Source organism: Pseudoduganella rivuli (assembly GCF_009674485.1).
Classification (GTDB): domain Bacteria; phylum Pseudomonadota; class Gammaproteobacteria; order Burkholderiales; family Burkholderiaceae_D; genus Rugamonas; species Rugamonas rivuli_B.
Map to the genome: position 1 here is coordinate 84,014 of NZ_WKJJ01000018.1, position 26,872 is coordinate 110,885.

At 59.6% G+C, this 26,872-nt stretch carries 35 protein-coding genes; 3 read left to right on the forward strand and 32 right to left on the reverse strand.

What is annotated here, in order from left to right:
• Positions 1-9: 9 nt before the first annotated feature.
• The 31 genes from secY to rpsL all read right to left on the reverse strand — a co-directional run bounded on the left by secY (position 10) and on the right by rpsL (position 20,691).
• On the reverse strand, positions 10-1,344 hold the full coding sequence (gene secY, locus GJ700_RS25575) for a preprotein translocase subunit SecY (RefSeq protein WP_154379303.1): 1,335 nt from the start codon (positions 1,342-1,344) through the stop codon (positions 10-12).
• Positions 1,345-1,371: 27 nt separating this feature from the next.
• Positions 1,372-1,803: a 50S ribosomal protein L15 gene (gene rplO, locus GJ700_RS25580; protein WP_154379304.1), complete on the reverse strand. Its 432-nt coding sequence runs from the start codon at positions 1,801-1,803 to the stop codon at positions 1,372-1,374.
• 27 nt (positions 1,804-1,830) lie between these two features.
• Entirely contained in the window at positions 1,831-2,007 is a 177-nt protein-coding gene (rpmD, locus tag GJ700_RS25585) for a 50S ribosomal protein L30 (RefSeq protein WP_028833787.1), read from the reverse strand.
• Between the two features lie 10 nt (positions 2,008-2,017).
• On the reverse strand, positions 2,018-2,536 hold the full coding sequence (rpsE, locus tag GJ700_RS25590; protein ID WP_154379306.1) for a 30S ribosomal protein S5: 519 nt from the start codon (positions 2,534-2,536) through the stop codon (positions 2,018-2,020).
• Between the two features lie 10 nt (positions 2,537-2,546).
• On the reverse strand, positions 2,547-2,909 hold the full coding sequence (rplR, locus tag GJ700_RS25595; RefSeq protein WP_154379308.1) for a 50S ribosomal protein L18: 363 nt from the start codon (positions 2,907-2,909) through the stop codon (positions 2,547-2,549).
• 13 nt (positions 2,910-2,922) lie between these two features.
• On the reverse strand, positions 2,923-3,456 hold the full coding sequence (rplF, locus tag GJ700_RS25600; protein ID WP_154379310.1) for a 50S ribosomal protein L6: 534 nt from the start codon (positions 3,454-3,456) through the stop codon (positions 2,923-2,925).
• 9 nt (positions 3,457-3,465) lie between these two features.
• Positions 3,466-3,861 (reverse strand): 30S ribosomal protein S8, encoded by a 396-nt coding sequence (gene rpsH / locus GJ700_RS25605; protein ID WP_154379312.1) that lies wholly within the window; start codon positions 3,859-3,861, stop codon positions 3,466-3,468.
• A gap of 14 nt (positions 3,862-3,875) precedes the next feature.
• Positions 3,876-4,181 carry a 30S ribosomal protein S14 gene (gene rpsN / locus GJ700_RS25610; RefSeq protein ID WP_154379314.1) on the reverse strand — a complete coding sequence of 102 codons (306 nt, stop codon included), beginning with the start codon at positions 4,179-4,181 and terminating at the stop codon, positions 3,876-3,878.
• A 7-nt stretch (positions 4,182-4,188) separates the two neighbouring features.
• Positions 4,189-4,728: a 50S ribosomal protein L5 gene (gene rplE, locus GJ700_RS25615; RefSeq protein WP_154379316.1), complete on the reverse strand. Its 540-nt coding sequence runs from the start codon at positions 4,726-4,728 to the stop codon at positions 4,189-4,191.
• A gap of 6 nt (positions 4,729-4,734) precedes the next feature.
• Complete coding sequence (rplX, locus tag GJ700_RS25620; protein ID WP_154379318.1) at positions 4,735-5,049, reverse strand: 50S ribosomal protein L24; 315 nt, start codon at positions 5,047-5,049, stop codon at positions 4,735-4,737.
• A gap of 10 nt (positions 5,050-5,059) precedes the next feature.
• Positions 5,060-5,428: a 50S ribosomal protein L14 gene (rplN, locus tag GJ700_RS25625; protein WP_154379320.1), complete on the reverse strand. Its 369-nt coding sequence runs from the start codon at positions 5,426-5,428 to the stop codon at positions 5,060-5,062.
• Between the two features lie 256 nt (positions 5,429-5,684).
• Positions 5,685-5,957: a 30S ribosomal protein S17 gene (gene rpsQ, locus GJ700_RS25630; RefSeq protein ID WP_093556910.1), complete on the reverse strand. Its 273-nt coding sequence runs from the start codon at positions 5,955-5,957 to the stop codon at positions 5,685-5,687.
• The gene (gene rpmC, locus GJ700_RS25635) at positions 5,954-6,145 is read right to left on the reverse strand and encodes a 50S ribosomal protein L29 (protein ID WP_154379322.1); all 192 of its coding nucleotides are present in this window, start codon (positions 6,143-6,145) and stop codon (positions 5,954-5,956) included. The genes rpsQ and rpmC overlap by 4 nt, the downstream gene beginning before the upstream one ends.
• Positions 6,146-6,157: 12 nt before the next feature.
• Positions 6,158-6,577 (reverse strand): 50S ribosomal protein L16, encoded by a 420-nt coding sequence (gene rplP / locus GJ700_RS25640; RefSeq protein ID WP_154379324.1) that lies wholly within the window; start codon positions 6,575-6,577, stop codon positions 6,158-6,160.
• 3 nt (positions 6,578-6,580) lie between these two features.
• Complete coding sequence (gene rpsC / locus GJ700_RS25645) at positions 6,581-7,381, reverse strand: 30S ribosomal protein S3 (RefSeq protein ID WP_154379326.1); 801 nt, start codon at positions 7,379-7,381, stop codon at positions 6,581-6,583.
• 11 nt (positions 7,382-7,392) lie between these two features.
• On the reverse strand, positions 7,393-7,725 hold the full coding sequence (gene rplV, locus GJ700_RS25650; RefSeq protein WP_371868130.1) for a 50S ribosomal protein L22: 333 nt from the start codon (positions 7,723-7,725) through the stop codon (positions 7,393-7,395).
• Positions 7,722-7,997: a 30S ribosomal protein S19 gene (gene rpsS / locus GJ700_RS25655; protein WP_093556914.1), complete on the reverse strand. Its 276-nt coding sequence runs from the start codon at positions 7,995-7,997 to the stop codon at positions 7,722-7,724. Before rpsS ends, rplV begins: the two co-directional genes overlap by 4 nt.
• Positions 7,998-8,006: 9 nt before the next feature.
• Complete coding sequence (gene rplB / locus GJ700_RS25660) at positions 8,007-8,834, reverse strand: 50S ribosomal protein L2 (protein WP_154379330.1); 828 nt, start codon at positions 8,832-8,834, stop codon at positions 8,007-8,009.
• Positions 8,834-9,151 carry a 50S ribosomal protein L23 gene (gene rplW, locus GJ700_RS25665; RefSeq protein WP_154379332.1) on the reverse strand — a complete coding sequence of 106 codons (318 nt, stop codon included), beginning with the start codon at positions 9,149-9,151 and terminating at the stop codon, positions 8,834-8,836. The genes rplB and rplW overlap by 1 nt, the downstream gene beginning before the upstream one ends.
• Positions 9,148-9,768, reverse strand: a complete 621-nt coding sequence (rplD, locus tag GJ700_RS25670) for a 50S ribosomal protein L4 (protein ID WP_154379334.1) — start codon at positions 9,766-9,768, stop codon at positions 9,148-9,150. Before rplD ends, rplW begins: the two co-directional genes overlap by 4 nt.
• 3 nt (positions 9,769-9,771) lie before the next feature.
• Entirely contained in the window at positions 9,772-10,428 is a 657-nt protein-coding gene (rplC, locus tag GJ700_RS25675) for a 50S ribosomal protein L3 (RefSeq protein WP_154379336.1), read from the reverse strand.
• A gap of 139 nt (positions 10,429-10,567) precedes the next feature.
• The gene (locus GJ700_RS25680; protein WP_154379338.1) at positions 10,568-11,008 is read right to left on the reverse strand and encodes a hypothetical protein; all 441 of its coding nucleotides are present in this window, start codon (positions 11,006-11,008) and stop codon (positions 10,568-10,570) included.
• The gene (creD, locus tag GJ700_RS25685) at positions 11,005-12,423 is read right to left on the reverse strand and encodes a cell envelope integrity protein CreD (protein ID WP_154379340.1); all 1,419 of its coding nucleotides are present in this window, start codon (positions 12,421-12,423) and stop codon (positions 11,005-11,007) included. The genes GJ700_RS25680 and creD overlap by 4 nt, the downstream gene beginning before the upstream one ends.
• 102 nt (positions 12,424-12,525) lie before the next feature.
• Positions 12,526-13,965, reverse strand: a complete 1,440-nt coding sequence (creC, locus tag GJ700_RS25690; protein ID WP_154379342.1) for a two-component system sensor histidine kinase CreC — start codon at positions 13,963-13,965, stop codon at positions 12,526-12,528.
• Positions 13,962-14,675 (reverse strand): two-component system response regulator CreB, encoded by a 714-nt coding sequence (gene creB, locus GJ700_RS25695; protein WP_154379344.1) that lies wholly within the window; start codon positions 14,673-14,675, stop codon positions 13,962-13,964. Before creB ends, creC begins: the two co-directional genes overlap by 4 nt.
• A 48-nt stretch (positions 14,676-14,723) precedes the next feature.
• Entirely contained in the window at positions 14,724-15,566 is an 843-nt protein-coding gene (locus tag GJ700_RS25700) for a methyltransferase domain-containing protein (RefSeq protein ID WP_154379346.1), read from the reverse strand.
• 180 nt (positions 15,567-15,746) lie between these two features.
• The gene (gene rpsJ / locus GJ700_RS25705; RefSeq protein ID WP_154379348.1) at positions 15,747-16,064 is read right to left on the reverse strand and encodes a 30S ribosomal protein S10; all 318 of its coding nucleotides are present in this window, start codon (positions 16,062-16,064) and stop codon (positions 15,747-15,749) included.
• Positions 16,065-16,214: 150 nt separating this feature from the next.
• The gene (gene tuf / locus GJ700_RS25710; protein WP_154379350.1) at positions 16,215-17,405 is read right to left on the reverse strand and encodes an elongation factor Tu; all 1,191 of its coding nucleotides are present in this window, start codon (positions 17,403-17,405) and stop codon (positions 16,215-16,217) included.
• Positions 17,406-17,482: 77 nt separating this feature from the next.
• Complete coding sequence (gene fusA, locus GJ700_RS25715; protein ID WP_154379352.1) at positions 17,483-19,588, reverse strand: elongation factor G; 2,106 nt, start codon at positions 19,586-19,588, stop codon at positions 17,483-17,485.
• A 111-nt stretch (positions 19,589-19,699) separates the two neighbouring features.
• Positions 19,700-20,170 carry a 30S ribosomal protein S7 gene (gene rpsG, locus GJ700_RS25720; RefSeq protein WP_154379354.1) on the reverse strand — a complete coding sequence of 157 codons (471 nt, stop codon included), beginning with the start codon at positions 20,168-20,170 and terminating at the stop codon, positions 19,700-19,702.
• Positions 20,171-20,307: 137 nt separating this feature from the next.
• Positions 20,308-20,691, reverse strand: a complete 384-nt coding sequence (rpsL, locus tag GJ700_RS25725; protein WP_154379356.1) for a 30S ribosomal protein S12 — start codon at positions 20,689-20,691, stop codon at positions 20,308-20,310.
• Positions 20,692-21,020: 329 nt separating this feature from the next.
• Here rpsL and GJ700_RS25730 point away from each other — a divergent pair, with 329 nt between their 5' ends.
• The 3 genes from GJ700_RS25730 (at position 21,021) to GJ700_RS25740 (ending at position 25,279) form a co-directional block, all read left to right on the forward strand.
• A complete protein-coding gene (locus tag GJ700_RS25730) occupies positions 21,021-21,971 on the forward strand; it encodes a GlcNAc-transferase family protein (RefSeq protein ID WP_154379358.1) in 951 nt (316 codons plus the stop codon).
• A 258-nt stretch (positions 21,972-22,229) separates the two neighbouring features.
• Complete coding sequence (locus GJ700_RS25735) at positions 22,230-24,119, forward strand: phosphoethanolamine transferase (protein ID WP_154379360.1); 1,890 nt, start codon at positions 22,230-22,232, stop codon at positions 24,117-24,119.
• 8 nt (positions 24,120-24,127) lie between these two features.
• Positions 24,128-25,279, forward strand: coding sequence for an acetyltransferase domain-containing protein (locus tag GJ700_RS25740; protein WP_195764015.1), 1,152 nt, complete (start codon positions 24,128-24,130; stop codon positions 25,277-25,279).
• A 4-nt stretch (positions 25,280-25,283) separates the two neighbouring features.
• Here the strand turns inward: GJ700_RS25740 and GJ700_RS25745 are convergent, their stop codons facing one another.
• Positions 25,284-26,825 (reverse strand): MutS-related protein, encoded by a 1,542-nt coding sequence (locus GJ700_RS25745; RefSeq protein WP_229507246.1) that lies wholly within the window; start codon positions 26,823-26,825, stop codon positions 25,284-25,286.
• Positions 26,826-26,872 lie beyond the last annotated feature (47 nt).

Sequence of the window (26,872 nt, forward strand, 5' to 3'; positions counted from 1 at the left end):
TTGCCGCGCTTATCGCGTCGGAATCCCACCCTTGAAGTTAGCCTTACGCAGCAGCGATTCATATTGCTGCGACATCACGTAGTTCTGAACCTGGGCCATAAAGTCCATGGTAACGACTACGACAATCAGCAGAGAGGTGCCACCGAAGTAAAACGGCACTTTCCACTGGGCGTTCATGAATTCCGGCAACAAGCACACGAGGGTGATGTAGACAGCGCCCGCCAGGGTCAACCGCATGAGGATCTTGTCGATGTAACGGGCAGTCTGCTCACCGGGACGAATCCCTGGCACAAAGGCCCCGCTCTTCTTCAAGTTGTCCGCAGTTTCCTTGCTGTTAAACACCAGTGCGGTGTAGAAGAAGCAGAAGAACACGATCGCCACGGCATACAGCAATGCATGAATAGGCTCGCCTGGTGCCATCGATGCCGACAGGTCCTTGAGGAACCGTACGACAGGATTGGCAGCGTCAGCGCCCTTCGAGAACCAGTCCACGATGGTAGCCGGGAACAAGATAATCGACGATGCGAAGATCGGCGGGATCACGCCGGCCATGTTCAGTTTCAACGGCAAGTGGCTGGTCTGGCCGCCATAGATCTTGTTACCGACCTGGCGTTTGGCGTAGTTGACCAGGATCTTGCGCTGACCACGCTCCACGAACACTACGATGTAGGTGACGCCAGCCACCAGGACCATAATGATCAGGGCCGAGAACGCGCCGATCGTGTCGTTCGCCACCTGGGTCAGCAAGCCGCCCAGTGCGCCCGGCAGACCTGCTGCAATACCGGCAAAGATGATGATCGAGATGCCGTTACCAAGACCGCGCTCGGTAATCTGCTCGCCCAACCACATCAGGAACATGGTGCCGGTCAACAGCGTCACGACCGTCACGAAGCGGAAGCCCAGGCCTGGATCCAGCACTAAACCAGGTTGCGATTCCAGCGCCACTGCAATGCCCAGCGCCTGGAACAGAGCCAGACCCACGGTTGCATAACGCGTGTACTGGGTAATCTTGCGCCGGCCGGCTTCACCTTCCTTTTTCAACGCTTCCATCTGCGGCGACACGATCGACAGCAATTGCATGATGATCGAGGCCGAGATGTAAGGCGTGATACCCAGCGCAAACACCGTGAAGCGCGAAAGGGCGCCACCGCTGAACATGTTGAACATGCCCAGGATGCCGCCTTCCTGCGACTTGAACAGTGAGGCCAGTTGTGCCGGGTCTACACCCGGCACAGGAACGTGAGCGCCGATACGATACACCACCAATGCGCCAAGCAGGAACCACAGGCGGCCCCATGGGAAGCCTGCAGCTGCACTCTTGGCAAGTTGTGGGTTGGTCGCCATTGTCGCTCCGATCTAGCCAGCAGCCGCTTAGGCTACCGAACCGCCAGCCGCTTCGATGGCAGCTTTCGCGCCAGCGGTGACTTTCAGACCCTTGACCGTGACGGCTTTGGTGATTTCACCAGAAGCGATCACACGTACGTCGCGCGCCAGGACGTTCAGAACGCCAGCTTGCTTCAGCACCAGGATGTCGACTTCGCCGACAGCCAGCGTGTTCAGGTCGGACAGACGCACTTCAGCTTTGAAGGTGGCGTTCAGCGACTTGAAACCGCGCTTAGGCAGACGACGTTGCAGAGGCATCTGACCGCCTTCGAAACCGACTTTGTGGAAGCCGCCCGAACGCGATTTCTGACCTTTGTGACCACGGCCAGCGGTTTTACCCAGGCCGGAGCCGATACCGCGGCCAACGCGACGCTTAGCGTGCTTCGCGCCGTCCGCTGGTTGAATGGTATTCAATTCCATTGTGTTCTCCAGATCGCAAGCCAGGGCTTACGATACGACTTTCACGAGGTAAGCGACCTTGTTGATCATGCCGCGAACCGACGGGGTGTCCTGCAACTCGGAAACCGAGTTGACACGGCGCAGGCCCAGGCCACGCACGGTAGCGCGGTGGTCTTGACGGGTGCCGATCAGGCCTTTCACCAGTTTGACTTTGATAGTGCTCATGAAGTTCCCCTTAACCCAGGATCTCTTCCACCGACTTGCCGCGTTTAGCAGCGATGTCAGCAGGAGTGCTCATTTTCGACAGGCCGTCCAGGGTGGCGCGCACCAGGTTGTACGGGTTGTTCGAACCGGTGGATTTTGCCACCACGTCCGTTACGCCCATCACTTCGAAGATAGCGCGCATTGCGCCACCAGCGATGACGCCGGTACCTGGCTTGGCTGGGCTCATCATCACTTTCGACGCGCCGTGGCGGCCGGTGACGGTGTGCTGCAGCGTGCCGTTTTTCAAAGGCACTTTGATCAGGTTGCGGCGGGCTTCTTCCATTGCCTTCTGCACGCCGACTGGAACTTCCTTCGACTTGCCTTTACCCATGCCGATACGGCCATCGCCGTCGCCGACCACGGTCAGTGCTGCGAAGCCCATGATACGACCACCTTTGACCACTTTGGTCACGCGGTTGATCGCGATCATTTTTTCGCGCATGCCATCATCCGGCTTGTCGCTTTGCATTTTTGCTTGCATTTTTGCCATGATCGTACCCTTAGAACTTCAGACCGGCTTCGCGGGCAGCTTCTGCCAGCGCTTTGACACGGCCGTGGTAACGGAAACCGGAGCGGTCGAACGCAACTTCGGTGATTCCTGCTTTCAGTGCTTTTTCTGCTACGCGCTTGCCGACCAGAGCGGCGGCAGCGGCATTGCCACCCTTGCCCGATTTGCCAGCCAGTTCGGCGCGCACTTCCGCTTCCACGGTCGAGGCCGAAACCAGTACTTTGGCTTCCGGGGAGATCAAGTTCGCGTAAATGTGCAGATTGGTGCGGTGGACCGACAGGCGGTTCACTTTCAATTGCGCGATCTTGATGCGGGTTTGACGTCCGCGGCGCAGACGAGATTCTTTTTTGTCCATCGTCAGCCCCTAATTACTTCTTCTTGGTTTCTTTAAGCTTAACCACTTCGTCCACATAGCGGACACCCTTGCCTTTGTATGGCTCAGGGGAGCGGTAAGCGCGAACTTCGGCAGCCACCTGGCCAACCTTTTGACGGTCGATACCTTTGATCAGGATCTCGGTCGGGGTCGGGGTTGCGCACGTCACGCCGGCTGGCATGTCGTGCACGACAGGGTGCGAGAAGCCCAGGGACAGATTCAGCTTGTCGCCTTGAGCCTGGGCTTTGTAGCCCACGCCGACCAGGGACAGCTTCTTCTCGAAGCCCTTGGTTACGCCGGTAACCATGTTGTTGACCAGCGCGCGCAGCGTGCCGGACATGGCGTTCGATTCACGGGAATCGTTGACCACGTCGAAGGTCAGGGTGCCAGCGTTGTTTTCTACTTTTACCAGGCCGTTCAGGGACTGGGTCAGTACGCCCAGTGGGCCTTTTACGGTGATCGCTTGTGCGGAGATGGCGACTTCAGCGCCAGCAGGCACAGCGATAGGCATTTTAGCTACACGAGACATTATTGCTCCTTACGCGACGTAGCAGATGACTTCGCCACCCACGCCATTGGCGCGTGCTTTGCGGTCGGTCATGACGCCTTGCGGGGTCGAGACGATGGCAACGCCCAGGCCGTTCATCACGGTCGGGATTTCGCCCTTGCCTTTGTAGACGCGCAGGCCCGGACGGGACACGCGCTCCAGGCGCTCGATTACAGGACGGCCTACATAATATTTCAAACCGATTTTGAGTTCCGACTTGCCACCGTCAACGGTGACTGCGAAATCTTCAATGTAACCCTCGTCCTTCAGGACGTTGGCAATCGCTACTTTGACTTTCGACGATGGCATGGCCACGGTCGTTTTTTGCACGCCTTGGGCGTTGCGAATGCGGGTCAGCATATCGGCGATAGGATCGCTCATACTCATTGCTTGTTCTCCTATTACCAGCTGGCTTTGGTCATACCCGGGATCTCACCACGCATGGCGAATTCACGGAGCTTGATACGGCCCAGGCCGAATTTACGGAAGGTACCACGTGGGCGGCCGGTGACGACGCAGCGGTTACGCTGACGGGTCGGTGCGGAGTTACGTGGCAGCGCCTGCAATTTCAGGCGAGCTTCGTAACGCTCTTCTTCCGACTTCGACTGGTCATCAATGATGGCCTTCAGAGCGGTGCGCTTGGCAGCGAATTTGTTTGCCAGGTCGACACGCTTCTGTTCACGGTTAATCAGTGCGAGTTTTGCCATGATCTACTTAGTTCCTGAACGGGAATTTAAAGGCGGCGAGCAGCGCTTTGGCTTCTTCGTCGGTCTTCGCGGTGGTGGTGATCGAAATGTTCATACCACGCAGCGCATCGATCTTGTCGTACTCGATCTCAGGGAAGATGATCTGCTCTTTCACACCGATGTTGTAGTTGCCGCGGCCATCGAAAGATTTGCCGGACACACCACGGAAGTCACGCACGCGCGGCAGGGCCACGGTGATGAAACGGTCCAGGAATTCGTACATGCGGGCGCCGCGCAGGGTCACCATGGTGCCGATTGGGTAGCCTTCGCGGATTTTGAAACCTGCGATAGCTTTACGGGCCTTGGTGGTCACTGGCTTCTGGCCTGCGATCTTGGTCAGGTCGCCAACAGCGTGCTCCAGCACTTTCTTGTCAGCGATGGCTTCGCCCACACCCATGTTCAGGGTGATCTTGGTCAGGCGAGGCACTTCCATTACCGTCGTGTAACCGAATTTTTCGGTCAGTTCGGCAACGATTTTGTCTTTATAAACTGCTTGCAGACGGGCCATTTCTTATTACCCTTTCACTACTTCGCCGTTCGACTTGAAGACGCGGACTTTTTTGCCGTCCACATCTTTGAAGCCTACGCGATCTGCCTTACCGGTCGCAGCGTTGAACAGAGCAACGTTGGACACGTGAATAGGCATGGTCTTGTCAACGATGCCACCAGTTACGCCAGTCATCGGGTTCGGCTTGACAGCCTTCTTGGCGACATTGACGCCGTCAACCACGACGTGCTCTGCGTCTACGCGACGCAGCACGGTACCGCGCTTGCCTTTGTCTTTACCGGTCAAAACGATGACTTCGTCGTTTTTACGAATCTTATCCATTGCTGACTCCTTACAGAACTTCCGGTGCCAGGGACACGATCTTCATGAACTTTTCAGTACGCAGCTCGCGCGTAACTGGTCCAAAGATACGGGTACCGATCGGCTCCAGCTTGTTGTTCAGCAGGACAGCGGCGTTGCCGTCGAACTTCACCAGGGAACCATCTTGGCGGCGCACACCTTTAGCGGTACGCACAACCACGGCGTTGTAAATTTCACCTTTTTTGACACGACCACGTGGCTGAGCCACCTTAACGGTGACCTTGATCACGTCGCCAATGCCAGCATAACGGCGCTTGGAACCGCCCAACACCTTGATGCACAGAACTTCCTTGGCACCGGTGTTGTCGGCTACTTCGAGCCGGCTTTCAGTTTGAATCATAGTATTCTCTTTCCCAACTTAAGCCGAAGAATCCACACAATATGGACCTCTCGGTCAGTCTTGGTCCCGCCATCGGCAAAGATTGCCTTTGTTTGGGTGCTTGACCTTCATACAAGTACTGACCGCGATCCATGTCTGCGGAGAGACACTTTGCGGCGATACATGAACGAAGCCCGCAAGTATTACATAAAACCTGCGGGCCTGCAAGAACTAATTAAAACTGCCTCCCAGGCTTGCGCCGGGGAGGCAATCTCAATTAAACGATTTGTGCAGCTTGCACTACACGAGTCACCGTCCACGCCTTCGTTTTGGAGATCGGACGACCTTCCTGGATCTCGACCGTATCACCGGCTTTGACCTGGTTGGATTCGTCATGTGCGTGGTATTTAGCCGAGCGCACAATGATCTTGCCGTACAGAGGGTGCTTCACGTGACGTTCGATCAGAACGGTAACGGTCTTGTCCATCTTGTCGGAGACCACTTTACCGATCAGCGTGCGCTTGAGCGACTGTTTCACTGGCTGGTTCATTTGGCTTCCTTCTGATTCATGACCGTTTTTACACGCGCGATATCGCGGCGTACCTTCTTGAGCTGCGAAGTGTTGCTCAGTTGTTGCGTAGCGACTTGCATACGCAGACCAAACTGGGCCTTCAGCAGATCGGCCAGCTCTTTTTGCAGAGCTGCCTGGTCTTTGCCGCGGAGTTCAGATGCTTTCATATTTCACTCCTATTATTGGCCAACCTGGCGCACCACGAAGGTGGTAGCCAGCGGCAGTTTGGCAGCAGCCAGGCGGAACGCTTCGCGTGCCAGTTCTTCACCGACGCCGTCCATTTCGTACAGGACTTTGCCTGGACGGATTTCAGCGACGTAGTACTCTGGATTGCCTTTACCGTTACCCATACGGACTTCGGCAGGTTTGTTCGAGATCGGCTTGTCCGGGAACACGCGGATCCAGATACGGCCGCCACGTTTGATGTGACGGGTCATGGCACGACGTGCCGACTCGATCTGGCGAGCCGTGATACGGCCACGTGCCACGGCTTTCAGGCCGAACTCACCGAACGACACAGCGGTGCCGGTGGTGTGCGAAATGCCGGTGTTACGGCCTTTCTGCTCTTTACGGTACTTCCTGCGGCTTGGTTGCAGCATGGTTTATTCTCCTGCTTTCTCAGCGGCAGCCGGCTTGGCAGCGCGGCGAGCAGCTGGCGCGCCTGGCTTGGCGCCTGGGCCTGGACGTGGACCACGGCTAGGTTTGCCGTCGTCACGGCGTGGGCCGCGTGGTTTTTTCTCGTCAGCCGGGGTATCGATCACCGGTGCTTCGCCAGCGGCGTTGCGGTCACCTTTGTATACCCACACCTTGACACCGATGATGCCGTAGGTGGTTTCAGCTTCGCTGGTGCCGTAGTCGATATCGGCGCGCAGGGTGTGCAGAGGCACACGGCCTTCACGGTACCATTCGGTACGTGCGATTTCGATGCCGTTCAGACGACCCGACGACATGATCTTGATGCCTTGGGCGCCCAGGCGCATGGCGTTCTGCATCGCGCGTTTCATCGCGCGGCGGAACATAATACGCTTTTCCAGCTGTTGCGAGATCGAATCGGCGATCAGTTGAGCATCGATTTCCGGCTTGCGGATTTCTTCGATGTTCACGTGCACAGGCACGCCCATGATCTTCGACAGTGCGGTCTTCAGCACTTCGATGTCTTCGCCTTTTTTACCGATCACCACGCCCGGACGGGAGCTGTAAACGGTGAAGCGCGCGTTCTTGGCTGGGCGCTCGATGACGATGCGGCCAACGGAGGCGTTCTTCAGTTTCTTTTTCAGGAAAGCGCGAGCTTTCAGGTCTTCGTTCAGCATGGCAGCGAAATTGCCGTTGCCAGCGTACCAGCGCGAGGCCCAGTTACGGGTGACTGCCAGACGGAAACCGGTTGGATGAATTTTCTGACCCATCTTTTGGCTCCTTAGTTACCGACGGTCACGTACACGTGACAGGATTGTTTCGAGATGCGGTCACCACGGCCTTTTGCACGGGCGGTGAAACGCTTCAGGATCGGGCCCTTTTCGACGTAGATCGTTTTCACGAACAGTTCGTCGATATCGGCGCCATCATTGTGCTCAGCGTTGGCGATTGCCGACTCCAGCACTTTCTTGATGATGGCGGCGCCTTTTTTCGGGCTGAACTGCAGGATGTTCAGCGCAGCGTCGACCTTTTTGCCGCGAATCATGTCAGCCACCAGGCGGCCTTTCTGATCCGACAGGCGCACGCCTTTGAGGATAGCTTTAGTTTCCATTATTTCTTAGCCTTTTTGTCAGCAGCGTGGCCCTTGAAGGTACGGGTCAGCGCGAATTCGCCGAGCTTGTGACCAACCATGTTCTCGGAAACGTACACAGGCACGTGCACCTTGCCGTTGTGCACGGCAATGGTCAGACCGATGAAGTCAGGCATGATCGTCGAGCGACGGGACCAGGTTTTAATTGGCTTTTTGTCTTTGGTCGCTTGAGCGGCTTCGACTTTTTTCACCAGGTGGGCGTCGCAGAACGGCCCTTTTTTCAATGAACGAGTCATGGTTTATCCTTATTTCTTGCCGCGGCGCGAAACGATCATCGAAGACGTACGCTTGTTCGAGCGAGTCTTCTTGCCCTTGGTGTGCTGGCCCCATGGCGATACTGGGTGACGACCAGCAGCGGTACGACCTTCACCACCACCGTGCGGGTGGTCGATCGGGTTCATCACCACACCGCGAACGGTCGGGCGAACACCGCGCCAGCGCATTGCACCGGCTTTACCAATCTTGCGCAGGCTGTGTTCGGCATTGCCGACTTCACCCACGGTTGCACGGCACTCGATGTGCACGCGACGCACTTCGCCGGAGCGCAGACGCACCTGAGCGTAAGTACCTTCACGAGCCATCAGGACCACAACGGCACCAGCCGTACGGGCCATCTGAGCACCCTTGCCTGGCAACATTTCCACGCAGTGGATGTTGGTGCCGACTGGGATGTTGCGGATTGGCAGGCAGTTACCTGGTTTGATCGGCGCTTCCGAACCGTTCAGCAGCGTGTCGCCAACAGCAACGCCTTTCGGGGCGATGATGTATGCGCGCTCGCCGTCGGCGTAGCACAGCAGAGCGATGTGCGCCGTACGGTTTGGATCGTATTCGATACGTTCCACTTTCGCAGGAATACCGTCCTTGTTGCGCTTGAAGTCAACAACGCGGTAGTGATGCTTGTGGCCACCGCCGATGTGGCGGGTGGTGATGTGACCGTTGTTGTTACGGCCAGCAGTCTTCGATTTCTTTTCAACCAGGGCGGCGAACGGACGGCCTTTGAACAGGTCGCTGTTTACCACTTTCACCATGCCGCGACGGCCTGGGGAGGTTGGCTTCATCTTAACGAGTGCCATTATTTAGCCTCCTCGGAGAAATTGATTTCCTGGCCTGGCTTCAGGCACACGAAAGCGCGCTTGGTGTGGTTGCGACGACCGACGAAACGGCCCGAACGCTTGACTTTACCTTCGCGGTTTACGGTTTGCACCGATTCCACTTCCACCTTGAACAGCAGTTCAACGGCGGCTTTGATTTCTGGCTTGGTTGCGTCTGGCAGAACCTTGAAAACGATTTGCTCGTTTTTCTCGGCGACCATGGTAGCTTTCTCGGAAATTACCGGAGCTACCAGCACCTTCATCAGGCGCTCTTCGCTGTGTTTGATGACTGCGCTCATGCCAGCATCTCCTCAATCTTGGCCAGTGCCGCTTTGGTGACCAGGGTCTTTTTGTAGAAGACCAGCGACATTGGATCTGCTTGGCGCGGCTCGACAACCAGCACGTTCGGCAGGTTGCGGGAAGCCAGCAGCAGGTTTTCTTCGATGTTCTCGGCAATGATCAGCACCGAGTCCAGGCCCATGCCGGTCAGCTTTTGCGACAGCAGCTTGGTCTTTGGCGCTTCGATCGCCAGATCTTCGATCACAACCAGGCGCTCTTCGCGGGCCAGTTGGGACAGGATCGAGCACAGACCAGCGCGATACATCTTCTTGTTCACTTTGTGGGTGAAGTTCTCGTCAGGCGAGTTCGGGAAGATGCGACCACCGCCGCGCCACAGTGGCGAGGAGGACATACCAGCACGAGCACGGCCGGTACCTTTTTGGCGCCATGGCTTCTTGGTCGTGTGGTGGACTTCTTCACGGTCTTTCTGCTTACGGTTGCCGCTGCGAGCATTGGCTTGGTAGGCGACCACGACTTGGTGGATCAGGGCTTCGTTGTAGTCACGGCCGAAGACGGTGTCAGCGGCGGCAACGTTGGAGGCTGCTTGACCTTGAGCATTCAGGAGCTTGAGTTCCATCGATTAAGCCCCTTTCTTTGCTTTAACTTTAACAGCAGGCGACACGACAACTTGGCCGTTCTTCGCGCCTGGCACGGCACCTTTCACCAGCAGCAGCTGACGTTCGGCGTCGATACGAGCGATTTCCAGGTTCTGGGTGGTAACAGTAACGTCACCCATGTGACCGGTCATGCGCTTACCAGGGAACACGCGACCTGGATCCTGCGCCATACCGATCGAGCCTGGTACGTTGTGCGAACGCGAGTTACCGTGGGTCTGACGACCGGAAGCGAAGTTGTGGCGCTTGATGGTACCGGCGTAGCCTTTACCGATGCTCGTGCCCTGAACGTCGATCTTTTGACCAACTTCGAACAGCGAAGCAGCGATAACTTCGCCAGCTTTCAATTCTGCGGCTTTAGCAGCGTCAACGCGGAACTCTTTCAACAGAGTACCTGCTTCAACACCAGCTTTAGCATAGTGACCGGCAGCTGCTTTAGTCACGCGGGAGGCGCGACGCTGACCGAAGACAACCTGAACAGCGGAGTAACCGTCAACTTCAGGGGTTTTGATTTGCGCAACACGGTTGTTCGACACGTCCAGCACGGTGACAGGAATCGAATCCCCGTCATCGGTGAAGATACGCATCATACCAACCTTGCGACCGAGGAGGCCAAGGCTCATATTTTCTCCAATTCCACCTACGATTGGGTGGAGTCTATTGAACTACTAAAAATGGTATAGATAAAAAGATGATTCCATACCGAAGCCAGCTAGTGTACTGTGATTTGCCCCTTGACGCAACAGCTTTGTACGAGGTATGTCAAATATTCCCGGCGGCGGCCGGCGCCTTGTTGCAAGCCACCGCCACCTGCCCCGGCAGGCAGGTATAACCGCGGAAAATATCGGGGTCGTGACGCCCCAGTTTTGCATGCAAGATGTGCAATAAATCGCGATATGGCGCACTGCCAGCGGCCGTGGCGCACGGCAGCGCCAGCCGGTACACCGGGGCCACGCCCTGCCCCGCCACGGCCACGTCACGGTAAGCGCTGACCACCACAGCAGCCAGTTGCGTGCCCGGCCGCACATCGAGCTGCCAGGCCACACTTTCATAGCTGACCAGCACCAGCAGGATGCGCGCGCCCCGGCGGTCCAGCACTACCCGCACCGGGCCGCCTGGCTGGCCCGCGACATAGCCTGACACCACCGCCAGTTCCGCGCCCTCCGCCAGCGCGGGCATCAGCAGGCCGCCGGGATGCATCATGCCGGCCCCGCTTCCGATTCGATGGCCTGCGCCGCGCCACCCAGCTGGTACCAGTCGACCTTGCGGGTCGCAACCATGATGGCGGCCAGCACGGCAAACAACAGGATCGAACCGAGCACCAGCGCATTGTCTTCCGAACACAGCAAGCCATACAGCGCCCCATACAGCAGGGTCAATGCACCACCAAAGGCAAAACCACGGCGGCGGTCACGCAGCACGTGCGCCAGGTAGTAGCCGATCAGGCCGATGCAGGCGGCGCTGGCGGCGGCATAGGCCAGGGCAAACGCGAAATGCTCGGACAAGCCCAGCAGCAACAGGAAAAACATCGCCAGCGACAGGCCCACCAGCGCATATTGCACAGGGTGGATCGGCAAGCGCTTGAGGATTTCAAACACGAAGAAGGCGGCAAAGGTCAGCGCCACGAACAGCAGGCCATACTTGGTGGCACGGTCCGCCAGGCTGTACGCGTTGACCGGCTCGACCAGCGCCACGGAAAAACGGTCCAGCGCCGTACCGGCACGCGCGCCGGCTCCTTGCGCGGCAGTCGCAGCCGTCGCGGCAGCCGCGCGCCCTTCCCAGTCATCGGCCGCCATGTTCAGCAATTCCTGACGCACATTGGCGGCCAGCGATGGCACACGCCACGTGGTGGCAAAGCCCGTGTCGGAAATCTCGCGTTTTTCAGGCAGGAAGCGCCCGTTGAATTGCGGATGAGGCCAGTCCGATTTCACGGTAACGACATTGTTCTTGCCGACCGGGATGAACGACTGGCGCTCCATGCCCGCCAGGTTCAACGCAAAGGAAAACGGCACCTGGCCACCCTCCAGCACCGCCGGCCCCAATGTCGCGTGCAAGCCCCGTTTATATGCGCCCAGCAACGCATCCTGCGCGAATTCCACGGTGCCACCGCCCCACTGCAATTGCGGAATGTCGCGCAAGCCCCGCACATCTTCGATCGGCAGCGCCAGGTAGGGTTGTCCGGACAGCGTCACGCGCGCATCCCTGGCGCGCGGCAGGTCAGCCACCACGGGCAGCGTAAAGACGCCGGCAAATTTGTGCTGGCCGTTATAGACCAGCACTTCGTGGATGCCCCGGTGGCGGCGCTCGGCGCCGATACTGCCCTGCACTTGCAAGTCGTCCGGAAACACCAGGTGGCGGCGTTGCGTGACATTGGTGGTGACCTTGACCTTACCTTCCGGCGTGGTTTCGCGCACGTCCACTTCTTCCGTGTACGGCACCACCAGCACCGGGCCGATCACGGTCTGCTCGCCCACCGAATCGCTGGCAATGCTGGCGGCCGCCTGTTCGCGGAACTGCATGCGCGATGTCACCGTGGACTCGATCATCATCAGCGGAATGCCCAGCATCAGCATCAGGACGACAATGATGAGCACTTTGAAAAATAGTTTATTTTGCATGACGCTTTCCCGGGGGTGAAATGCGGCCAGTGTAGGAAAGCGCCGTGTGGTCACGATGTGCGCCGCGTGCGCTGAAGATGCGGCGAATATGCGCCGGCGGATTTACAGCGTCAGCGGCAGGGGCAACGCCAGCTCCGCGCAACAGCCGCCTTGCGCGGCATTTGCCACCGTGACCGTGCCGCCGTGCAGCGCCGCCACTTCGCGCACGAAGGGCAGGCCCAGTCCCGTGCTCTTGGCGCCATCGGGCCGGGGCAGCGAATAAAAGCGTTCGAACAGGCGCTCCTGCGCATACGCCGGGATGCCGGGGCCGCTGTCGCAGATGGCCACGACAGCAAAGCCGTCCCGCCTGCAGGCCGCGATGCGGATCACGCTGCCCGGCGGGGCAAAACCAATCGCATTGTCCAGCAGGTTGCCCACGGCCTGGCGCAGCAGCAACTCGTCGCCCTGCACGTGCAGCGGCGTGCCGCCCTCGCCCATGTCGAGCACTTGCCCGCGCTCGGCCAGCGCGCCGGAAAAATCCCCTGCCACGACGGCGCACAGCGCATGCACATCAACCGGCGCGGCCTGCTCCAGCCGCTGCTGCTGCTCCACCCGCACCAGTGCCAGCAGCTTGTCGATCAGGCGCTTCTGGCGCGTATTCTGTTCCAGGATATTGCCGAGGAAACGCCGCCGCTCGGCTTCCGGCATGTCTTCCTGCAGCAGTTCGGCCGACGCCTGGATCGCGGCAATGGGCGACTTCAATTCATGCGTCAGCGTGTGCATCAGCCGCTCAGCATATTCCTTGCCTTCCAGGCGCGTGCGCATGGCTTCCAGCGCGCGGGCCAGCGTGGCGATTTCGTTATTGCCGAAGTCCGGCAGCACGGCCTTGCGGCCAGCCTCCACGTCCGCCACGTAATCCATCAGCCGGCGCAAGGCGCGCGCCAGCCACCACGCGAACGCCATGCCCACCAGCAGCGACAGGCCCAGCAGCAGCGCGCCCCAGCGCAGGATGACGCGCTGCCCGCGTTCAATGAAGCCTTGCGCGCTGGCGTTGGGTTTGGCCACCGTCAGCACGCCGATGATGCGGCTGCGGTCGGCCGGATCGAGGATGGGCGCCGCCACGTACATCACTGTGCTGTTTTCGTCGTCCGGGTCGGACCGGGTGCTGCGCGCGCCATATTTGCCGCGCAAGGTCAGGTACACATCATTCCAGCGCGAGTAATCCTTGCCGACATCCGTGCCGGCCGTATCGAACAGCACGATGCCGCCGGCGTCCACGATATAGACGCGGTAATCGAGGTGGCGCTTGGTGATGCCACCAATGCGTGCGCTGACGCTGCGGCGCGCATAGTCGCGCATGGGCGGCGCGATGGCCGTCAGCGCACCACTCTTGACGTCGGGCGCCGCCATTTCCGCCAGCAGATTGGCGGTATCGACCAGCGTGTCTTCCTGCGATGCGCGCACACCCGGCTTGACTTCGTCGACAAAGATATTCAGCAGGAACCAAGCCGCCAGGCCAACGATGAGCACATAGCCCAGCAGGATGCGCAGGCCGATTTTCATGCGGACAAACTGTAGCCCATACCCCGGTGGGTCTGGATCGGATCGGCACCCGGGTCGATGACGCGCAGCTTGGCGCGCAGCGAACGGATATGGCCGTCCACCGTGCGGTCCAGCGTATCGGGCGCGTCGGTCCACACGCGGTCCATCAATTGCGCGCGCGACAGCACGTGCCCCGGATGTTCGACCAGGGTTTTCAGCAACAGGTATTCGTAGCGCGTCAGGTCCAGCGGGCGGCCCCGGAACAGGATGCGCGCCTCGGCGGCGCGCAACTCGAAGCCAGCGGTGGCGGCAAGACCAGCCGTTGCGCCACTTTGCACAGCGGGCGCCGCGTCCCGCACAGGTGGCTGCAAGCGCCGCAGCACCACGCGGATACGCGCCACCAGTTCGCGCGGTGAAAACGGCTTGGTGACATAATCGTCGGCGCCGATTTCCAGCCCCACGATGCGGTCGATTTCATCGCTGCGCGCCGTCAGGAAAATCACGGGCGCATCGGAAAACTGGCGCAGCCGGCGGCACACTTCCAGGCCGGAAATATCCGGCAGGCCGACGTCGAGCACCATCAGCGCCGGCGGCTCGGGCGCGCGCATGGCGGCCAGCGCCTGCTCGCCCAGGGCCACATGTTGCGGGCAATAGCCATCGGTGCGTAGCGCATACGCAATGCTGTCGGCAATGGCGGATTCGTCTTCGACGATGAGGATGGTTTTGGACATGGCCGACTGTAGCGTTCGGCAGCGGCCTTGTCCAGATGGTAACAATGATCAGCAGAACCAGCCGGGGCGGGCCAGCACGTAAATACTGTTGGCCATATTGCGGCCCAGGTCGACCGTCACGTGCTCGGCCTTGAGGATGTCAAAGCCGTGCGTCTTCAGCAGGGTCTTGATGGCGCGCAGGTTGAAGTAATTGATGTGTTCGTGGAACTGGTTGGGCCATGGATTGCGCTCGGTGATATCGAATGGCACGTCGACAAACAGGAAACTGTTACGGTGGAACAAGGGCTTCATGGCTTCCATGATGGTGGCCGGATAAGGGATATGCTCCAGCACATTGGCATTCATCACCATATCCACTTGTGGCACCAGCTTCAGGTCGGTGACGCTCTCCACGCCGTCCAGCGGCACCGCGCCCGATACTTCGTAGACATACTTTTTCTGCAATCCCGCAAAGGGCGGGATGTTCTGCCCCTGGTCGCCCCCGTAGTCAAGGATGGACTTGATGGCATTGCCGTCAACCAAGCCGGAGAGGAAGCGCAGCAAGGTATCCATACGGGCCTGGGTCTCGCGCGGATCGATACCGACCTGGGCCGCAACGTCGGCATAGCCCGGCTCATATGCGGTGCGCTCCTGGTTGTATTCCTCGCCCCGGTAATCCTTGTAAATGCGCGCCATTTCCTCTTCGTCATAGCGCACCTGCGAAAAAATCAGGTCGCAATCGCGGCACTGCATCGCATGGGTGAATACCGTGGGGGAAAAAGTGCCGCCGCCGAAGTTGATTTCGGTGATAGGAAATTCGCACACCCTGTGGGCGACGAACGGACTGACGAAGCCCAGCTTCTTGTTCAAGTTGCGGGAAGCACATACCGGGCATTGCGAGGCGTTTTTCATGCATCCCTCCGCTCAGCGATGACATGCATCAATAGTAACGAGATTCCATCTTGCGCAACACACAATATGCACAGCCACGGCTGTAAACGGCACCGGGGCCGGGTGCCACGCTGTATCAGCGCAACATCCCGGCCCCGGTGGGCAGTGGCGGCTCGCTTGGAGCCGCCGTGCCGAAATCAATTATTGCAGTTTGATTTCCACGTCCACGCCAGCTGGCAGGTCCAGCTTCATCAGTGCGTCAACGGTCTTGTCGGTTGGGTCGACGATGTCCATCAGGCGCTGGTGGGTGCGGATTTCGAACTGGTCACGCGAGGTTTTGTTCACGTGCGGGGAACGCAGCACGTCGTAACGCTGGATACGGGTCGGCAGTGGAACTGGGCCTTTGACAACGGCGCCGGTGCGCTTAGCGGTGTCAACGATTTCCAGTGCGGACTGGTCGATCAGTTTGTAGTCGAAAGCCTTCAGGCGGATACGGATTTTCTGGTTTGGTGCGGTCATGATGATTCCTCAAAAGAGCGAACTGGCAACTGTATAGCGCCAGCATTGATCAAAGAACGGTTGTTACAACAGCAGAGCCGGCTATGTTACCACAGCCGGCTCTGTTTGTTTCATCGCAGCCCCGGAGGGCCGCAAAAAAACTAGTCGCTATTAAGCGATGATCTTGGCAACCACGCCGGCGCCAACGGTACGGCCGCCTTCGCGGATAGCGAAGCGCAGACCTTCTTCCATAGCGATCGGGCTGATCAGTTTAACGGTGATCGACACGTTGTCGCCTGGCATAACCATTTCTTTGTCTGCTGGCAGTTCGATCGAACCGGTCACGTCCGTGGTACGGAAGTAGAACTGTGGACGGTAGTTGTTGAAGAACGGGGTGTGACGGCCGCCTTCGTCTTTCGACAGAACGTAGATTTCGCCGGTGAAGTGGTTGTGCGGCTTGATCGAGCCTGGTTTTGCCAGAACTTGACCACGCTGAACGTCTTCACGCTTGGTGCCGCGCAGCAGCAGACCAACGTTGTCGCCGGCTTGACCCTGGTCCAGCAGCTTGCGGAACATTTCCACGCCGGTGCAGGTGGTTTTCACGGTGTCAACGATACCAACGATTTCGATCTCTTCGCCGACCTTGATCACGCCACGCTCAACACGGCCGGTCACCACGGTGCCGCGACCCGAGATCGAGAACACGTCTTCCACTGGCATCAGGAACGTGCCGTCAACAGCGCGCTCTGGGGTTGGGATGTACGAATCCAGTGCGTCAGCCAGACGGACGATGCACTCTTCGCCCATTTCGCCAGGCTGGCCTTCCAGCGCCATACGTGCCGAACCTTTGATGATTGGCAGGTCGTCGCCTGGGAATTCGTATTTGGACAGCAGCTCGCGCACTTCCATTTCAACCAGTTCCAGCAGCTCGGCGTCGTCAACCAGGTCGCACTTGTTCAGGAACACGATGATGTATGGAACGCCAACTTGGCGGGCCAGCAGGATGTGCTCACGGGTCTGTGGCATTGGGCCGTCAGCAGCGGAGCAAACCAGGATCGCGCCGTCCATCTGCGCAGCACCGGTAATCATGTTCTTGATGTAGTCGGCGTGGCCTGGGCAGTCAACGTGAGCGTAGTGGCGGTTGGCCGTTTCGTACTCAACGTGAGCGGTGTTAATGGTAATGCCGCGTGCTTTTTCTTCTGGAGCAGCGTCGATCTGGTCGTAAGCTTTGGCTTCGCCGCCGAATTTCTTCGACAGAACGGTTGCGATCGCAGCGGTCAGGGTGGTTTTGCCGTGGTCAACGTGACCGATGGTGCCAACGTTTACGTGCGGTTTAGTCCGCTCGAACTTTTCTTTTGCCATTTTAATTCTTCCTTAGAACTAGATATTTAAGGTTTGTCCGGCCGGGAGGATCACCCCTCGGCCGGAATAACGGGATTTTACTTCGCTTTAGCGGTGATGATCGCGTCGGTCACGTGCTTAGGCGCTTCGGAGTAGTGCTTGAATTCCATCGTGTAGGTAGCACGGCCCTGCGTTGCGGAACGCAGAATGGTCGAGTAACCAAACATTTCGGACAGCGGTACTTCGGCCTTGATGATCTTGCCGCCGCCGCCTGGGATTTCATCCATGCCCTGCACCATACCGCGGCGGGACGACAGGTCGCCCATCACGGTACCGGCGTAGTCTTCCGGCGTTTCCACTTCCACAGCCATCATTGGCTCCAGAATCACTGGGTTCGCGCGTTTGCAGCCTTCTTTGAACGCCATCGAGCCAGCCATGCGGAACGCGTTTTCGTTCGAGTCCACATCGTGGTACGAACCGAAGGTCAGCGTTACTTTCACGTCGACCACTGGGTAGCCAGCCAGCACGCCCGAGTTCAGGGTTTCGCGCACACCTTTTTCAACCGCAGGGATGAATTCGCGAGGAATCACACCGCCTTTAATTGCGTCGATGAACTCGAAGCCTTTGCCTGGTTCTTGCGGCTCAACGGTCACAACAGCGTGACCGTATTGACCACGACCACCCGACTGCTTGACGAACTTGCCTTCCACATCGGTAACTTGCTTGCGGATGGTTTCGCGGTAAGCAACCTGTGGCTTGCCGACGGTAGCTTCCACGCCGAATTCGCGCTTCATGCGGTCAACGATAATTTCCAGGTGCAGCTCGCCCATACCACCGATGATGGTCTGGCCGGATTCTTCGTCGGTCTTCACGCGGAACGAAGGATCTTCCTGTGCCAGGCGGTTCAGTGCCAGGCCCATTTTTTCCTGGTCAGCCTTGGTCTTCGGCTCAACAGCCTGCTGAATCACCGGCTCAGGGAATACCATGCGCTCCAGAACGATGATCGACTGTGGGTCGCACAGGGTTTCACCGGTGGTCACGTCTTTCAGGCCCACGGCAGCGGCGATGTCGCCGGCGCGCACTTCTTTGATCTCTTCACGCTGGTTGGCGTGCATCTGCAGAATACGGCCCAGACGTTCTTTACGCTCTTTCACCGAGTTGTACACGGTGTCACCAGCATTGACCACGCCCGAGTACACGCGGAAGAAGGCCAGCTGGCCAACGAACGGGTCGGTCATGATCTTGAATGCCAGCGCCGAGAATTTCTCGTCGTCGGCAGCTTTACGCGAAGCAGGCTGCTCGTCGTCGTCGGTGCCGTTCACTGGTGGAATGTCCACTGGCGATGGCAGGTATTCGATGACGGCGTCCAGCATGGCTTGCACGCCCTTGTTTTTGAACGCGGTACCGCACAGCATCGGCACGATTTCGGAAGCGATGGTACGGTTACGGATCGCTTTCTTGATCTCGGCTTCGGTCAGTTCGCCTTCTTCCAGGTACTTGTTCATCAGCTCTTCGCTGGACTCGGCAGCCGCCTCGACCATCTTCTCGCGCCACTCGGCAGCGGAATCAGCCAGTTCAGCAGGGATATCGACGTAGTCGAATTTCATGCCTTGCGAAGCGTCGTCCCAGATGATTGCTTTCATCTTGACCAGGTCGATCACGCCTTTGAAGTTGTCTTCAGCGCCGATTGGGATCTGGATCAGAACCGGGTTGGCCTTCAGGCGCGAACGCATCTGTTCGTACACTTTGAAGAAGTTGGCGCCGGTACGGTCCATCTTGTTCACGAATGCCAGACGTGGCACTTTGTACTTGTTAGCCTGACGCCATACGGTTTCCGACTGTGGCTGAACACCGCCCACTGCGCAGTAAACCATGCAAGCGCCGTCCAGAACGCGCATCGAACGCTCCACCTCGATGGTGAAGTCCACGTGACCCGGGGTGTCGATGATGTTGATGTGGTGTTCTGGGAAGTTGTTGGCCATGCCTTTCCAGAAGCAGGTGGTCGCCGCGGAGGTAATCGTGATACCGCGCTCTTGTTCCTGCTCCATCCAGTCCATGGTGGCGGCGCCGTCGTGCACTTCACCAATTTTGTGGTTCACGCCGGTGTAGAACAGCACGCGCTCGGTCGTGGTGGTTTTACCTGCGTCGATGTGAGCGGAAATACCGATATTGCGGTAGCGCTCGATGGGGGTCTTACGGGCCATGTTAGATCCTAAATCTTTTAATGGACAAAACCGGACGCCATTTTCCTGAGAAAAATGAGCCCGGCTTCAATCATTGAATAAATGGCCGGGAACCAGTCCCGGCCGAATTTATTAGAAGCGGAAGTGCGAGAACGCTTTGTTCGCTTCAGCCATACGGTGGACTTCGTCACGGCGCTTCATCGCACCGCCACGGCCTTCCGCGGCTTCCAGCAGTTCACCGCCCAGACGCTGCGGCATGGATTTTTCGCTGCGCTTGTTGGCAGCTTCACGCAGCCAGCGCATCGACAGGGCCAGGCGGCGCACTGGACGCACTTCAACTGGAACCTGGTAGTTGGCGCCACCAACGCGGCGGGACTTAACCTCGACCAGCGGTTTGGCGTTGTTGATCGCAGCAGCGAACACTTCCAGAGGATCCTTGCCGGATTTTTGCTGGATATGGTCGAATGCGCCGTAGATGATGTTTTCTGCAACCGACTTCTTGCCGGACAGCATCAGCACGTTAACGAATTTAGCGACTTCGGTGTTGCCGAATTTTGGATCCGGCAGAATCTCGCGCTTGGGGACTTCACGACGACGTGGCATTTTATTTCCTTCCTGTCTTCAGTTGAGCGCCTCTGTAGGCACTCGCGGAGGCCATCAAAGCCTTCCACTTACTCGGTCTCGCGACCGCCTCAACTCATTAATGTAATTGTTTAAACGTTAAAGCTAACGTTAAAAAATTACTTCTTAGCTTGCTTGGCGCGCTTGGCACCGTATTTCGAGCGAGCTTGTTTACGGTCTTTAACACCCTGGGTATCCAGCGAGCCGCGAACCATGTGGTAACGAACACCTGGCAAGTCTTTTACACGACCGCCGCGCAGCAGAACAACGCTGTGTTCCTGCAGGTTGTGGCCTTCACCGCCGATGTACGAAATCACTTCGAAACCGTTGGTCAGACGCACTTTGGCGACTTTACGCAGTGCCGAGTTAGGCTTCTTAGGAGTGGTGGTGTATACACGGGTGCATACGCCACGCTTTTGCGGGCAGTTTTCCAGTGCCGGCGATTTGCTCTTCACGCGCAGGGAAACGCGTGGGTTGCGAATCAATTGATTGATGGTTGGCATCGTTCTTAATCCAACAAAATTACTACTCATTGACATCCCGCACAGCAAACCGTGCTGTCCGGGGGCTAAAACCAGTCTCAACAGGGCACCGAGGCACATATAGCCACCCACATGGAGCGGCCGTTAAAATGCGTATACGATGCGCAGAATAAATTGAGAACTCGCGAGTATAGACGCATGCTGTTGCACGGTCAACAGGTTTAGTGCAGTGCACAGGGCGTTTTTGCACATTTCATAGGCAATCCACCGAAGGCGCTTCCATGCCCTGAGGGAACTGTTAATATTTCCATCACCATCGTTACTCGTACCACATCCGGCGGAGAACTCGCTTGAACCAGCACATTTTCATCAGCCTGGCGTCATACCTCGACCCCATGCTGTTCTTCACGCTGAACGACGCATTCAGCAAGGCGACACGGCCTGAATTGCTGCGTTTTGCCGTGGTGGACCAGAACCGCAGCAGCCAGCGCGAACAAATCGCGGCGCTGCCGTTTGCCCACCAGGTGCGCTACCTGTTTGTCGATATACAAGACACGCTGGGCGTCAGCTGGGCCCGCAACCAGGCGTTTTCCCTGTACGACGGCGAGCAATTCCTGCTGCAAATCGATTCGCACATGTGTTTCGAGCCTGGGTGGGACGAAAGCTTGCGGCGCCAGCATGCGCAATTGCTGGCCCGCTCCGCGAAACCCATCCTCAGCACGTACCCGTACCGCTTCGACATGGTGGACGGCAAACCCCAATACACGCCGCCCGAGGGCAAGACCGTGCTGGTGCTGCGCCCGCACCCGGATACACCGCTGACGGCCAGCGAAGTGGTGTTGCGCTTCCTGGCCAAACACTTGTTTACCGACCAGCCGGTGGCGGGTTGCCATATCGCGGCCGGGTTTGTTTTCTGCTGCGGCAACTTTATCGAAGAAGTGCCCTACGACCCCTACCTGTACTTCCACGGCGAAGAACAAAGCCTGGCGGTGCGCGCCTATACGCGAGGCTGGGATATCTTCCACCCGCTGCACGTGCCGCTCTACCATTTATATAAGGCGGCCAACACCCCGCACGAAACCCACCACTGGCATGGCGACGTGGCCAGCCAGCGCGCGTTCACCGGCACCTACCTGACGGCGCGCGCCGCCAGCCGCCTGAACCGCCTGCTGTGCGGCGACGGCTTGCCGGGCGCCTATGGCCTGGGCACGGTCCGCACCATGGAACAATTCGCCGCGTTTTCCGGCATCAATTACCGCCTGCGCCAAATCAGCGATCCGTTTAACGGCCAGTTGTGCTGAACGACGCGCTGGGCGCACATATGGGCATTCCGTTTAACGGCCAGTTGTGCTGAGCGCCCAATAACCTGCCCCGGCTCGCCGTCCGAAGCCGCCATGCATGCGCCGCAACTGGCATGCATGGCGGCTTTCGCTGCGCGAAAACCGCCCTACGGATTTGACGTCGCGGCAGCCTGATGCTCTCTCGCCTTCCCACCACAGTTTTTTCGCCTAAAGATTCGCGCTTGCCCGATAATGGCCCCTTTTTTCCGCCGCTTTCTTATGCAATCGCGCTTGCCCACGGCATTCATCCTGCTGAGCTACCTGATCCTCACGCTGGTCCCCTTCCTGCCCCTGGCGCTGGGCAAGCCGCTGGACCATGCGGCGAATATCGTGGCGATGGAAATCTATGCGTGGCTGGCGGTATGGGCCATCTTCAAACGGCCGGCCTGGTTCCACTGGCTGCTGCTGCCTGCCTTCATCGGGCTGCCGATCGAAGTCTACCTGCTGATCTATTACAGCCAGGGCATTTCCACGCACCACCTGGGCATCATTGCGGAAACCAGCCCGCGCGAAGCCATGGAATTCCTGGGCAGCACCGTGTGGCTGCTGGCCGCCGTCATGACGGGATCCATCGTGTGGTTCATCGCGGTCTGGGTCGCGGCGCTGCGCACGCGGGCGCTGGCCATGCCGGCGCAGGCACGGCAGGCGGTGCTGGGCATTGTGGCCGTGCTGGCGGCACTGGCCTGGTATGGGTGGGAATTCGGCGTGGCGGCGCCGGCGCCAGCCTCCGCATCCGTCCCGGCCGCCGCCTCACGGGCGGCATCGTCGGCATCTTCAGCGTCCGCCGCATCCGATGACGCTTCGGACGAGGAAGAGGAAGAAGACGACAGCAGCGCCAGCAACGCATCCGTGCCCGGCTCCGTCGCCGGCGCCAACCGCACCGGTAAAAAACTGGCGCCGCTGCCCCACTGGCTGCGCATCCCGCCCGACTATTACGATTTCGCCCGCACCTGGCCATTCGGCCTGGCGGGACGGGGCGTGGACTTCTACGACGAGCGTGAACACCTGGCCCGCCTGGGGCAGGCCAGCCGCAGCTTCACCTTCGGCGCGCACCAGGCGGCGGTGGACACGGTGCCGGAAACCGTGGTGCTGGTGATCGGCGAATCGGCCCGCTACGACCGCTGGAGCCTGAACGGTTACGCGCGGGACACCAATCCGCTGCTGTCGAAGGAAACCAACCTGGTGGTGCTGCCGGACGTGGTGACGGCCGTCTCGGCCACGCGTCTGTCGGTCCCCGTCATCATTTCCCGCAAACCGGCCACGCAAAGCCTGGAAGACGGTTTCGCGGAAAAGTCGTTCATCACGGCATACAAGGAAGCGGGCTTCCGCACGTTCTGGCTGTCGAACCAGATTTCATTCGGCCAGTTCGACACCCCCGTGTCCGTGTTTGCGCGGGAAGCGGACGTGGTGCAATTCATGAACCTGGGCGGCTACACGAACAATTCGAATTTCGACGACATCCTGCTGGCGCCGCTGCAGCATGCGCTGGCCGATCCGGCGCCGAAAAAACTGATCGTGCTGCACACGCTGGGCAGCCACTGGAATTACAGCCAGCGCCACCCGAAGGAATTCGACAAGTGGCAGCCATCGCTGTTCGGCGTCGACAAGCCGGCTTACACGGACTTGAAGATCAAGCCGCAGATGAACAACAGCTATGACAATTCCGTGCTGTACACGGACTGGTTCCTGTCGCAAGCCATCGGCAAGCTGAAAGCGCCGGAACAGCCGGTGTCGCTGCTGTACGTGGCCGACCATGGCCAGACCTTGTACGACGGCGCCTGCCGCCTGGCGTTCCATGGCCACAACACCATCCACGAATTCCGCGTTCCCGCATTCGTGTGGTACTCCGATCAGTACAAAGAGCGTTATCCTGAGAAGATCAAACAACTGGCGCGGCACCGCAAGGCCAAGCTGGCGACGGAAAACATGTTCCACACCTTGCTGGACATGGGCGACATCCGCTATCCGCAAGACCGGCTGGAATGGAGCTTCGTCAACGAGGGCTTCAAGCTGCACAAGCGTTACGTCGACAGCTATGGCTGGACCAATTACGACAATGCCGTGATCAAGGGCGATTGCAGCGAAGTGGTGGAGAAAAAGAAAAAATAGGAGAGTCCATGAAGGCGGCACGGCTGGCATCGATCGACATGTTGCGGGGCTTCGTCATCATCCTGATGGCGCTGGACCATACGCGGGATTTTTTCGGCCTGGCGCCGTTCGGACCGGAAGACTTGTCGCAGACCACGCCGGGCTGGTTCATGACGCGCTGGGTCACGCACCTGTGCGCCACCGTATTCGTGTTCCTGGCCGGGTCGTCCGCCTGGCTGCGCGGCGCCCGCTCCGCTTCCGATGTCTTGCCCGACGCCCGTCCCGCCCTGTCGCGCTACCTGCTGAGCCGGGGCGCCATGCTGCTGGTGCTGGAATGGACGTGGATCAGTTTCAGCTGGCAGTTCGGCTACAACGTGACGATCTTCCAGGTGATCTGGGTGCTCGGCGCCGGCATGATCGTGCTGGCCGGGCTGGTGTGGCTGCCGCGCTGGCTGGTCGCCGCGTTCGCGGCGCTGCTGATCTGCGGCCACAATGCGCTCGATGGCTGGCAGCCGGGCGGCTTGCTGTGGCAGGCGCTGCACCAGGGCGGCTTTTATCCGGTCGCGGGCAATTACGGGCTGGTGATCGTGTATCCGCTGATCCCGTGGCTGGGCGTGATGGCGGCCGGATATGCGGCCGCCCCCGTCTTCCGCCTGCCCGCGCCGCAGCGGCAGCGCCGCCTGCTGCTGTCGGCGGCCGTGCTGCTGGCGGCTTTCATCCTGCTGCGCACGTGGAACGTGTATGGCGATCCCGCGCCATGGGCGCCGCAAAACAAGGGCTTCGTTTTCGACGTGCTGTCCTACCTGCGCGTATCGAAATACCCGCCATCGCTGCAATACCTGTGCGTGACGGGCGCCATCGGCCTGGCGCTGCTGGCCGCCTTCGAACATGTGCGCACGGTGCGCCCGCTGATGCTGTTCGGCGGCTCGCCGCTGTTCTTTTACACGGTGCACATCGCGCTGATCCATTTACTGGCCGGCGTGTATTTCATGGCGCGCTATGGCGAAACGCCCACCTTCATCGGCGGCGCATTGAAACTGCCGGAAGGCTACACACCATCGCTGCTGACCACCTACACCGCCTGGCTGGCCATCCTCGCGCTCATGTACGGCCTGACGCTGCTGTGGCAACGCCGCCAGCGCCCCATGCTGGCGCCCGGCGTGGGGTCAGGCGCGCAATGACGGGTTACGAGGTCAGTACCCCGTCACAGTTTTGAGGATGCGCCAGATGGCTGCTGAGCCACGCGTGCACCTTGTGGGCCCTGGCATCGATAGCATCGCCGAAGCCATGCTGCGACAACAGCGCGATGCCATTGGTCCGCGCCAGCACCCCGCTGCGCACGTGCAGGCGGCCATGGGCGTCGGGTTCCACGCACAGAGGCGACAGCGCATGGGCCAGCAGCGGCGCCAGCACCACGTTGTGCGACGACACGATCACCATCCCATGCCGCGCCAGTTCATCCAGCACGGCGGCCGCCGCCGACACGGATTCCACGTGGTTCGTGCCCCGGAAAATTTCGTCGATCAGGAACACGGTCCGCCCCTGCGCCGCCAGCGCCAGTAATTCCCGCGCGCGGCGCAGCTCGGAGATATACAGGCTCTCGCCATCGGCCAGGCTGTCTTCATTCTGCATGCTGGCATACACCGGCAGCAGCGGCGCCTGCGCGCACTGCGCATAGCAAAAGCCGAACGCGCGCGCCGCCACCAGGTTCAATCCCACCGTGCGCAGCAGCGTGCTCTTGCCCACGCCATTCTGGCCCGAGATGAACGCGCCGCTGCCCCGCACGTCGACCGACAGCGGGTGGGCGTCCGCCACCAGCGGATGCACGACGCTGTCGAGCACCACCGCATCCGACACTTCCACCGCGCAGACCACGGGCGCCTCCCGCACGTGCCGCGCCAGCGCCAGGTCCGCTTCCAGTTCCGCCACCAGCCGGTAACTGTCCCGCAGCGCAGCGAGCCGGTCGACGAAGGCGTTCCTGCTGTTGAAGTAATGGCGTATATTCGCCAGCAACATCCACTCGCTGTATTCGCTCACCCCCGGCAGCATCTGCAGCGGCGAGCGGCCCAGTACGCGGCTGGCCCGGCCCGCGTCGCGCGCGCCCGGGCGCAGCGCCGCCACGTAGGGAGCGCCCGCGCTGTCCGCCGGCAAACCGCCCAGCATGCTGTGCGCACGCAGCAATTGCTGCAGCGCCGCCACTTGCCGGCCCCACGCCTGCGCCCGCACGTACCATGCGACTTGCACGCCCATCAGCACCACCCACAGGGCCAGCGCGGCAATCCAGCCCGGCCCCCACACAAATGCGAGCAGCACCGACAGCATCAGCGCCACCGGCAATAACGCCAGTGCCCCGCTCCAGCGGGGTGAACGCGCCGGTTCCGGCCCGAACAGCATCTGCGCCACTTCCGTATCCACCGCGCGCAAGCCGCGGCACGCATCCGTCAACGCGTCGAACGCCGCCCCGTCATCGGCCAGCGCCCGTACCCGCGCATAGGCGGCATCCTGTCCGCCCAGCAGGCGGCGGTACAGCGCCTGCCGTCCGAATATGCTGCAGCCCTGCGCAACGCGCTCGAGGTAAGCATCGAGCTGCAATTCATCCCAGGTCTGGCCATCGATGTGGGCGGCGCCACCCTGCAGTTGCCCGTACATCGCCACATCCGTGCGGGGAAAAGGGAAGTCGATCGCGGGGGCCTCATAGCCCATCAGCAGTTTCAAAAGTTTCATCATGGGCGACAAATATGTCCGATTAGTAACTTTACAAGAGCCGCCGGGCG

Bases quoted from the DNA above. Each gene is read 5' to 3' on its own strand.
- secY (WP_154379303.1), bottom strand. From the start codon at position 1,344: ATGGCGACCAACCCACAACTTGCCAAGAGTGCAGCTGCAGGCTTCCCA.
- rplO (WP_154379304.1), bottom strand. From the start codon at position 1,803: ATGGAATTGAATACCATTCAACCAGCGGACGGCGCGAAGCACGCTAAG.
- rpmD (WP_028833787.1), bottom strand. From the start codon at position 2,007: ATGAGCACTATCAAAGTCAAACTGGTGAAAGGCCTGATCGGCACCCGT.
- rpsE (WP_154379306.1), bottom strand. From the start codon at position 2,536: ATGGCAAAAATGCAAGCAAAAATGCAAAGCGACAAGCCGGATGATGGC.
- rplR (WP_154379308.1), bottom strand. From the start codon at position 2,909: ATGGACAAAAAAGAATCTCGTCTGCGCCGCGGACGTCAAACCCGCATC.
- rplF (WP_154379310.1), bottom strand. From the start codon at position 3,456: ATGTCTCGTGTAGCTAAAATGCCTATCGCTGTGCCTGCTGGCGCTGAA.
- rpsH (WP_154379312.1), bottom strand. From the start codon at position 3,861: ATGAGTATGAGCGATCCTATCGCCGATATGCTGACCCGCATTCGCAAC.
- rpsN (WP_154379314.1), bottom strand. From the start codon at position 4,181: ATGGCAAAACTCGCACTGATTAACCGTGAACAGAAGCGTGTCGACCTG.
- rplE (WP_154379316.1), bottom strand. From the start codon at position 4,728: ATGGCCCGTCTGCAAGCAGTTTATAAAGACAAAATCGTTGCCGAACTG.
- rplX (WP_154379318.1), bottom strand. From the start codon at position 5,049: ATGGATAAGATTCGTAAAAACGACGAAGTCATCGTTTTGACCGGTAAA.
- rplN (WP_154379320.1), bottom strand. From the start codon at position 5,428: ATGATTCAAACTGAAAGCCGGCTCGAAGTAGCCGACAACACCGGTGCC.
- rpsQ (WP_093556910.1), bottom strand. From the start codon at position 5,957: ATGAACCAGCCAGTGAAACAGTCGCTCAAGCGCACGCTGATCGGTAAA.
- rpmC (WP_154379322.1), bottom strand. From the start codon at position 6,145: ATGAAAGCATCTGAACTCCGCGGCAAAGACCAGGCAGCTCTGCAAAAA.
- rplP (WP_154379324.1), bottom strand. From the start codon at position 6,577: ATGCTGCAACCAAGCCGCAGGAAGTACCGTAAAGAGCAGAAAGGCCGT.
- rpsC (WP_154379326.1), bottom strand. From the start codon at position 7,381: ATGGGTCAGAAAATTCATCCAACCGGTTTCCGTCTGGCAGTCACCCGT.
- rpsS (WP_093556914.1), bottom strand. From the start codon at position 7,997: ATGACTCGTTCATTGAAAAAAGGGCCGTTCTGCGACGCCCACCTGGTG.
- rplB (WP_154379330.1), bottom strand. From the start codon at position 8,834: ATGGCACTCGTTAAGATGAAGCCAACCTCCCCAGGCCGTCGCGGCATG.
- rplW (WP_154379332.1), bottom strand. From the start codon at position 9,151: ATGAGCGCAGTCATCAAACACAGCGAAGAGCGCCTGATGAAGGTGCTG.
- rplD (WP_154379334.1), bottom strand. From the start codon at position 9,768: ATGGAACTCAAGCTCCTGAATGCTCAAGGTCAAGCAGCCTCCAACGTT.
- rplC (WP_154379336.1), bottom strand. From the start codon at position 10,428: ATGAGCCTTGGCCTCCTCGGTCGCAAGGTTGGTATGATGCGTATCTTC.
- GJ700_RS25680 (WP_154379338.1), bottom strand. From the start codon at position 11,008: ATGATGCATCCCGGCGGCCTGCTGATGCCCGCGCTGGCGGAGGGCGCG.
- creD (WP_154379340.1), bottom strand. From the start codon at position 12,423: ATGCAAAATAAACTATTTTTCAAAGTGCTCATCATTGTCGTCCTGATG.
- creC (WP_154379342.1), bottom strand. From the start codon at position 13,965: ATGAAAATCGGCCTGCGCATCCTGCTGGGCTATGTGCTCATCGTTGGC.
- creB (WP_154379344.1), bottom strand. From the start codon at position 14,675: ATGTCCAAAACCATCCTCATCGTCGAAGACGAATCCGCCATTGCCGAC.
- GJ700_RS25700 (WP_154379346.1), bottom strand. From the start codon at position 15,566: ATGAAAAACGCCTCGCAATGCCCGGTATGTGCTTCCCGCAACTTGAAC.
- rpsJ (WP_154379348.1), bottom strand. From the start codon at position 16,064: ATGACCGCACCAAACCAGAAAATCCGTATCCGCCTGAAGGCTTTCGAC.
- tuf (WP_154379350.1), bottom strand. From the start codon at position 17,405: ATGGCAAAAGAAAAGTTCGAGCGGACTAAACCGCACGTAAACGTTGGC.
- fusA (WP_154379352.1), bottom strand. From the start codon at position 19,588: ATGGCCCGTAAGACCCCCATCGAGCGCTACCGCAATATCGGTATTTCC.
- rpsG (WP_154379354.1), bottom strand. From the start codon at position 20,170: ATGCCACGTCGTCGTGAAGTCCCCAAGCGCGAGATTCTGCCGGATCCA.
- rpsL (WP_154379356.1), bottom strand. From the start codon at position 20,691: ATGCCAACCATCAATCAATTGATTCGCAACCCACGCGTTTCCCTGCGC.
- GJ700_RS25735 (WP_154379360.1), top strand. From the start codon at position 22,230: ATGCAATCGCGCTTGCCCACGGCATTCATCCTGCTGAGCTACCTGATC.
- GJ700_RS25740 (WP_195764015.1), top strand. From the start codon at position 24,128: ATGAAGGCGGCACGGCTGGCATCGATCGACATGTTGCGGGGCTTCGTC.
- GJ700_RS25745 (WP_229507246.1), bottom strand. From the start codon at position 26,825: ATGATGAAACTTTTGAAACTGCTGATGGGCTATGAGGCCCCCGCGATC.